Source organism: Dehalococcoidales bacterium (assembly GCA_030698765.1).
Taxonomy (GTDB): Bacteria; Chloroflexota; Dehalococcoidia; order Dehalococcoidales; family UBA2162; genus JAUYMF01.
In genome coordinates, this window is sequence record JAUYMF010000062.1 from 1 (window position 1) to 7,303 (window position 7,303).

Annotated in this window: 7 protein-coding genes; 6 read left to right on the top strand and 1 reads right to left on the bottom strand. The window is 51.6% G+C overall.

Going from position 1 to position 7,303, the window contains the following annotated elements; genetic code table 11:
- The first annotated feature begins 208 nt into the window (after positions 1–208).
- From Q8Q07_02995 to nifU, 3 genes are read left to right on the top strand one after another with little or no spacing between them, the layout of a single operon-like run.
- A complete protein-coding gene (locus tag Q8Q07_02995; GenBank protein MDP3879259.1) occupies positions 209–451 on the top strand; it encodes an NIL domain-containing protein in 243 nt (80 codons plus the stop codon).
- 3 nt (positions 452–454) lie between these two features.
- On the top strand, positions 455–1,618 hold the full coding sequence (gene nifS / locus Q8Q07_03000; protein MDP3879260.1) for a cysteine desulfurase NifS: 1,164 nt from the start codon (positions 455–457) through the stop codon (positions 1,616–1,618).
- 32 nt (positions 1,619–1,650) lie between these two features.
- Positions 1,651–2,028 carry a Fe-S cluster assembly scaffold protein NifU gene (nifU, locus tag Q8Q07_03005; GenBank protein ID MDP3879261.1) on the top strand — a complete coding sequence of 126 codons (378 nt, stop codon included), beginning with the start codon at positions 1,651–1,653 and terminating at the stop codon, positions 2,026–2,028.
- 233 nt (positions 2,029–2,261) lie between these two features.
- On the opposite strand, the gene Q8Q07_03010 is transcribed toward nifU, so the two are convergent.
- Positions 2,262–4,193, bottom strand: a complete 1,932-nt coding sequence (locus Q8Q07_03010; protein ID MDP3879262.1) for a PAS domain S-box protein — start codon at positions 4,191–4,193, stop codon at positions 2,262–2,264.
- A gap of 274 nt (positions 4,194–4,467) precedes the next feature.
- Between Q8Q07_03010 and Q8Q07_03015 the strand changes: the two genes are divergently transcribed.
- The 3 genes from Q8Q07_03015 to Q8Q07_03025 all read left to right on the top strand — a co-directional run bounded on the left by Q8Q07_03015 (position 4,468) and on the right by Q8Q07_03025 (position 7,164).
- Positions 4,468–5,193: a response regulator transcription factor gene (locus Q8Q07_03015; protein MDP3879263.1), complete on the top strand. Its 726-nt coding sequence runs from the start codon at positions 4,468–4,470 to the stop codon at positions 5,191–5,193.
- A 332-nt stretch (positions 5,194–5,525) separates the two neighbouring features.
- A complete protein-coding gene (locus Q8Q07_03020) occupies positions 5,526–5,885 on the top strand; it encodes a hypothetical protein (GenBank protein ID MDP3879264.1) in 360 nt (119 codons plus the stop codon).
- Complete coding sequence (locus tag Q8Q07_03025) at positions 5,878–7,164, top strand: sugar phosphate nucleotidyltransferase (protein MDP3879265.1); 1,287 nt, start codon at positions 5,878–5,880, stop codon at positions 7,162–7,164. The genes Q8Q07_03020 and Q8Q07_03025 overlap by 8 nt, the downstream gene beginning before the upstream one ends.
- Positions 7,165–7,303 lie beyond the last annotated feature (139 nt).

Consider the following 7,303-nt stretch of genomic DNA (forward strand, 5'->3'; position numbering starts at 1 on the left):
GGGGCAATCAAAAAGAATGACCTTACCGTAACCTACATTACCGGAGCCGGGCCGCGGACGCAGGAGACGGTGGCCGATGTGGTTAAACCATTCACCATACAGCCCACCGTTGAATCCTTCGAAGAGGTGCTCGGCACGCCGGTTTAAGCTTAATTGTACTTTACCCATACCGCTTTAATCGCATTGAAGGTAAAGGAGGACTAACAAGATGATTAAAAGACAGGTAATGTTTACTTTCCCCCAGGACCTGATTAAGGAGCCTATTATCTATAATCTTAGTCAGCAGTTCAATGTTGTAACCAACATTCGCCGGGCAGATGTATCCGAAGACAAGGGCTGGGTGGTACTGGAACTGGAGGGAGAGGAGAAAGATATCGAAGATGGTATCACCTGGGTGACCGCGAAAGGGGTACGGGTTGATCCTGTTATCGGCGATATTGTGGAAGGATGAAAAATGGAACGGACATATGTTGATTATGCGGCAACTACCCCGACTCACCCTGATGTAGTCAAGGCGATGTTACCCTATTTCACCGAGGAATTCGGGAACCCCTCCAGTATCTATTCCTACGGGCTGGAGGCGAAGGAAGCCCTCGATGTGGCCAGAGGCAAGGTCGCCCGGCTCATCGGCGCCCGTGATGAGGAAATTGTCTTTACAGGTGGCGGGACCGAAGCGGATAATACTGCCCTTGAGGGAGTGGCTTTTTCAAGCGAGCCCAAAGGGAACCATATCATTACCAGCTCTATCGAGCATCATGCGGTATCGGAAACGTGCAAGTTTCTGGAGAAAAGGGGGTTCAGCATAACCTACCTGCCCGTAGATAAATACGGGGTGGTTGACCCCGGAGAAGTCAAGAAAGCCATCACCGGCAAGACTGTCCTTATCTCGATAATGCATGCCAATAATGAGGTGGGGACTATCGAGCCTATTGCTGAAATCGGCAAGGTCGCCAAAGAGGCGGGAATATGTTTCCACACTGATGCCGTGCAGACGGTGGGGCATATCCCGGTAGATGTGAATGAACTTGGCGTGGATTTGCTTTCCATGTCAGCGCACAAGCTTTATGGCCCTAAAGGGGTTGGGGCGCTGTATATCAGGAAGGGTACCAGATTAACCCCCTTCCTGCATGGCGGTGACCAGGAGAAAAAACGGCGGGCGAGCACCGAGAATGTGCCCGGTATTGTCGGCTTTGGCAAGGCGGCAGAGCTTGCCCGGCAGGAAATGGACGGGGAGATACGGCGACTGACCGGCCTTCGCGACCGGCTGATAAAGGGTCTCCTGGAACGCGTTGAGCATGTCCACCTGAACGGTCATCCCCAGCAGCGATTGCCGAACAATGTTAATGTGAGTTTCGGGTTTATCGAAGGGGAATCGATACTGTTGAATCTTGATTTGGAGGGCATCTGCGTATCTACCGGCTCCGCCTGTACTTCATCAAGCCTGGAGCCTTCCGCCGTCCTGCTGGCAATGTGTCTTTCCCATGAACTGGCCCACGGCTCCGTGAGGCTTACCATGGGAAAGTGGAACACTGAGGCAGACATTGACCGGATTCTGGAGGTGACGCCCCGCGTTGTCGCCAAACTAAGGGCGATGTCACCACTGCTGAAGAATTCTTAAAAGGAGAGAAAAGATTGCCTGATGTAAAGTCATTGTACAGTGAAAAAGTGATGGAGCATTTCCGTAACCCGCGGAATGTTGGTGATATGGAAAATCCGGATGGTATCGGGCACGTCGGCAACGCGGTGTGCGGCGATATCATGGAGCTTTACATCAAGGTGGACAATGGTACCATCGTTGATGCCAAGTTTAAAACTTTCGGTTGTGGGGCGGCTATTGCCACCAGTTCCATGGTAACCGAAATGGTAAAGGGCAAGACTATTGACGAAGCGCTGGGAATTTCCAATCGCGCGGTGGCTGACGCCCTTGACGGGCTACCCCCGATCAAGATGCATTGCTCGGTACTGGCCGAAGAAGCGCTTAGATCGGCTATTGATGACTACCATGCGAAAAACGGGAAAGCCGCTTAGTAGCTTGTATCACTTAAATTGTATGATCGTCATTGCGAGCGTAGCGAAGCAATCCGTTTCTAGGGATAGCGGATTGCTTCGGGGCTGCGCCCTCGCAATGACATTTTGGTGGTTCTCTCTTAAACGAAGGATTAGTTGCGGGTTTATCCCCCTTCAGGGGTAAGAGATCATTGCGCGAGCAAGCACCAGCCTGTCCTTTTCTCAAAACAGGTCAGTCACACAGACTGCCGGCGTCATAATTCCGCCCCGCTCTTAAAAGGGAGCGTAAAGAAAAATGTGGAACCCTTCCCCTGCTCGGACTCGACCCAGATTTTACCGCCGTGAGCCTCGACCAGCCGGCGACAGACTAGAAGCCCCAGTCCGGCGCCTTTAGCTTGATAAACCCCGCTTTGCTTTAAGCGCTGAAACGGCTCGAAGAGCTTTGACTGGTCATGGAGCGCTATTCCTATTCCCCGGTCGCTGACCCCAATCAGGAGATAGTCTTCTTTTACCCTCCCGAAGACTTTTATCTCCCCGCCATCGGGTGAATATTTAACCGCGTTTTCCAGAAGATTGTAAATGATCCGTTCCAATCTCAGGGAATCGGCATTTATCAGAGGCAGGGTATCCGGAAGGTCCAGAGTGAAGCGGCGCATCGGAAAGACCCGGCTTATCTTGTCCGCCACATTTCGAGTTACGGCAGTAACGCTCAACGGCTCAACGTGGAGGGAAAGCTGGGCCGCCTGAGCGCGGGAGAGCTCCAGCATATTCCCCAGTATATGAGATAGAGTATCAGTTTCCGCAGCCGCGTCCTTCAGTAGCTGCCGTATCTCTTCTTTAGAAAGGTACTCCTCGGCGCTGAGGACGGTATTCAACGACCCCATAATTATCGTCAGCGGTGTACGCAGTTCATGCGACATCATGCCAATGAGTTCGTCTTTAAGCTGGTCCAGCTTTTTGCGCTCGGTAAAATCCCTCAGGTAGACCACAGCCCGGGAGAACTTCCCCTCCTCGTCAAAAAGCGCCGTTGCCTTTGCCCATATCGCTACTTTTTCCCCATCACGATGCCTGACTTCAAATTCGTCCTCAAACTGCCCGTGTTGCCGCAACTGGTCACGGTAGTGCTCCACCAGCGCTTCTTGAACCAGTAATTCGCGGACATTCCTGCCACGGAGTTCTTCACTGGTATAACCGAGCAAGCGGCATATCTCATCATTACAATCGACTATAATTCCCTTCATGCCCAGAGAGATTATGCCGTCCGGCGCGGACTCTATCAAAGCACGGTATTTGGCTTCAGACTGGCGCAGTGATTCTTCTGCTTTGACACGCGGGGTTGTCTCCGTAACGGAAAGCACGAGACTATTGACCTGCCCGGAAGAGTCCTTCACCGGTACCAGTGTCCAGTCCCAGTAAGTGACGCCACGCCACGGCTGGTCAACAAACTCAAATGGCTTATCATGGAAAGTTACCGTTTCACCGGTATCCCGCACTTTTTCGAAAATAGCCCGGTTTTCCTCATTAGGGAAAAACTCAAAATGATTCTTCCCGATAAGCTCTTCTCCGGAATGGCCGGAGTCATTGAGATAAGAAGAATTAGTCGCCAGAAAGTTGAAGTCCCGGTCAAGATAGGCCAGCATGGCGCCGGTGTTCTCCATGATTGTCTCCAGGACACTTTTGCCCCTGGCCAGCGCCTCCTCAGCCCGCCTGCGTTTGCTGATGTCCTGGGCGGATACCAAAACCATGGACTGGGAATCAACTCTGAGCAGCGCGGTAGATACCAGCAGCGTCCTCGATTCATGTTGGTGCCCCAACGGCAGGTCAATCTCAAGTTCGTGACACCCGTTACCCGTCTGAAATGTATCCCGGATAACTTGCCGCAGGGTACAGGTCTGGCAGAAATCATCGTAACCATAGCCTCCGGGGTCATGCAGAACGTGTCTACAGCGGATGGCCTCCCCACCGTGCAACCCCACCATCTCCTCAGCCGGGCGGCCCGCCATCCTGGCAGCAACCTCATTCACTTCATGCACACGTCTTTCCTGGTCGATGAGCATTACCGCTATCGGTATTTTATCCAGTATTGCGGAAAGCTGGACATCTGCCGCCCTCAGTCCTGCAGCTGCCTGTTTATGCTCGGCGTCCCGAGAAACGCCATTGGTTCTTACCAGCTTCTTCGCGCTCAACCCAGTACTCCGGGCTCCCTGTAATCAAGCCATACTTATTCAAACGCGTCAGGTAGTATTTTAGTACCCGTAAGCAGGCGAGTCAAGTAAATAGGGAATCCGGTGTTACCATCCCGCCCGGATTCCGTACCGGGCACGGAATGACAATTTTCGGACAGCCTCAAGTGTTTTTGAGGTCGAAGCTCTGTAATAATATCCTCCCCGGGAAGGATGAGCAATCATTTTTTGACATGCTGCGTATTTAACGTTATTATTTGAAGCGAGGTGCATCTGTATGGTTACGCCATTCCGAATTCTGGTAGTTGATGATGAGGAACGTATTCTTAATTTCCTCAGAGCCAAACTGAGAGCCTCCGGTTATGAAGTTATTGTCGCCAAAGACGGATTCGAAGCCCTGGAGCAAATACAGGCACAGAGCCCGGACCTGATGGTTCTTGACCTTGTTATCCCCGGATTGAGTGGACTGGACACACTTAAAGAGTTGCGCCGTTTCTCTCCAATCCCGGTAATTATTCTCAGTGCCCGTGGGACTGATACCGATAAAATCAAGGGTCTCAGCCTGGGTGCCGATGATTACCTGGCTAAGCCTTTTAATCCTGATGAGCTGGTCGCCAGAATCGAAGCTGTAAGGCGCCGTTTGGAACCTGAGGCACAACGCAAGAAGACCGAGCCTCTTTCCCTAAGGGACATGAGCATAGACTTTGAGAAACGCCAGGTCATCATTAGCGGCAAGGAACAACACCTGACACGCCTGGAATGGCTCCTGCTCAGTGAACTGGCCCGGAACGCCGGCCGCCTCATGCTCTACGAAGAGCTGCTCACCAGGTTATGGGGACCGGAATACCGCAATGACGTGCAACTTTTGAGAACATGGATAAGCCGGCTGAGAAACAAGCTGGAAAAGAACCCGAGCGCCCCAGCCCTGATCCGCACGGTGGCTAAAACAGGCTACATTATTGAGATAGAGCAAACTTCCTCCGTAGAACAGGCATCCACTTAGAGTTACCCACAGCCCCTAAACCTTCTTCTGATATAGCCGTTACCTCTCAAAATTTCATAGTTTTGTAACTTTTTCCTTCTACATTTTATGACTTTTCCATCACCTATCTTTTAAACTTCTCTTAAAGACAGGAAGGAGGAGGACGATGCCTGTTACTTTATTAGAACAGCCCGGCCCAGCAACTCTCCCCATTACTACTGGGAGAGCATTTAAAGACTTGTATGAGCTGGTAGTCTTCTGCCCCGGCTGTAAAACGTTAGAGACGCTCTCCTTCAATAACGGCTCTCTGATGCCAGCACGCAAATTTAGCCAGCGTGAAGGGCAGGTGTATCATGACTGTGGCTCAGACCAGCCCTGCCGCCTGTACCGCACCTACTGAAACCGGTCTGACCTTATTTGAACAAAGGGGGGGAAGAAATATGCCTGCTGTGGCATCGACGCACTCTGATAAATTGTCAGGTAAAGCAGATCACCGCGCCAGCCCCCCGTCATCCATGGGTGCAGAGAGTATCCCCGACGCAGAGGAGCTGGTCAACCTCTGCCACCTGGCTGAAGTGGAGTTAGAGAGACTGACCGGGCAGGCGGTTGCATCACTGGAAGGATTAACTCAAAGCATAAAGGCATACGCCAATGACATATCAAATTACAGCCCGGAAATTACCGATAAAGAAAGGAAAATGATTCATGAGTAAAATACTGGCTATAGTTCTCGCCGGGGGGCAGGGTAAAAGGATGGATATGCTGTGCTATACCAGGCCAAAACCAGCCCTTCCATTTGCCGGCAGTTTCCGTGTCATTGACTTCAGTCTCAGCAATATCATTCATTCCGGCATACAGGATATTCTGGTACTGACTGACTACCAGCGCGCCCAGATGACAGGCTACCTCAACCACTGTAGAACGACTAATGCCGGACAGGTGAATTTCGAGGTCCGGGAGCCAGCCAACGGCTCGTACCGGGGCACTGCCGACGCCATATACCAGAACCTTGAGTACCTCAGAAAAAGCGAAGCCGATTTGGTGCTGGTACTGGCCGGTGACCACGTTTACAAGTTTGATTACCGTAAAATGCTTGCCTTTCACCAGCAGGCTGAGGCAGACATAACCATAGGTACCGTTACCGTACCGCTTGAGCAGGCGCACCGCTTCGGCACTATCAGTGCTGATGCAGATTGCCGGATAGTGAGCTTTGTTGAAAAGACAAACAATCCGCCGAGCAATCTGGCGTCAATGGGTATCTATATTTTTGAAAAGAATATTCTTATGAAGCGGTTGCTCGAAGACGCCTCCCAGCCGGAATCGCCGCATGACTTCGGCTACGCCATCCTACCTAAAATGGTAACCCGTGACCGGGTGTTTGCTTACAAGTTTGACGGCTACTGGCAGGACATCGGCACCAAGGACGCTTACTATGCTGCCAATATGGAACTTATCCGCCAGCAGCCATCTTTAAGTCTCAACAGCCACTGGAATATCCTGGGCGGGAACCGGCATTCCCTGTCCGTAAAGAGACTGTCAAAAGGCAATATTCAGAATAGTCTGATCAGCCCGGACTGTGTCATCAAGGGGCGTGTCGAGAACTCCATCTTGTCGCCGGGAGTCAGGGTCGAGGAAAACGCCATTGTCCGGAACTCGATACTGATGTCAGGCACGCTGGTTAGCCGCCACAGCATTATTGACCACTGTATCCTCGATGAGGAAGTAGATATCAATGAATGCTGTCATCTCGGTTTTGGCACCGCTATGACGCCCGGAGAATTAGGAATTACTGTTATCGGCAGGGGAACGATAGTCCCCGCTCATACGGCTATCGGCAGAAACTCCAGGATATCACCCGATGTAAAGCCCGCAGATTTTGCTTCCGGGATAGTACCGCGTGGCAGCTTTATTTTGCCTCAGTCAGTAGGTAACACACGCCCAGGCAAAGAGGAGATTAAAGAATGCTCAATGGAAAACGCGTTGCGATTCTAGCCGAAGATGATTTTGAGGACTCCGAGCTTTTGAAGCCAATGAAAGCGATGCAAGACGCCAACGCCAGGGTGGTGATTGTGGGTAGCGGGTCAAAACCAAAATACAGAGGGAAAAGAGGCGGAGAGGTAATGGCGGACAC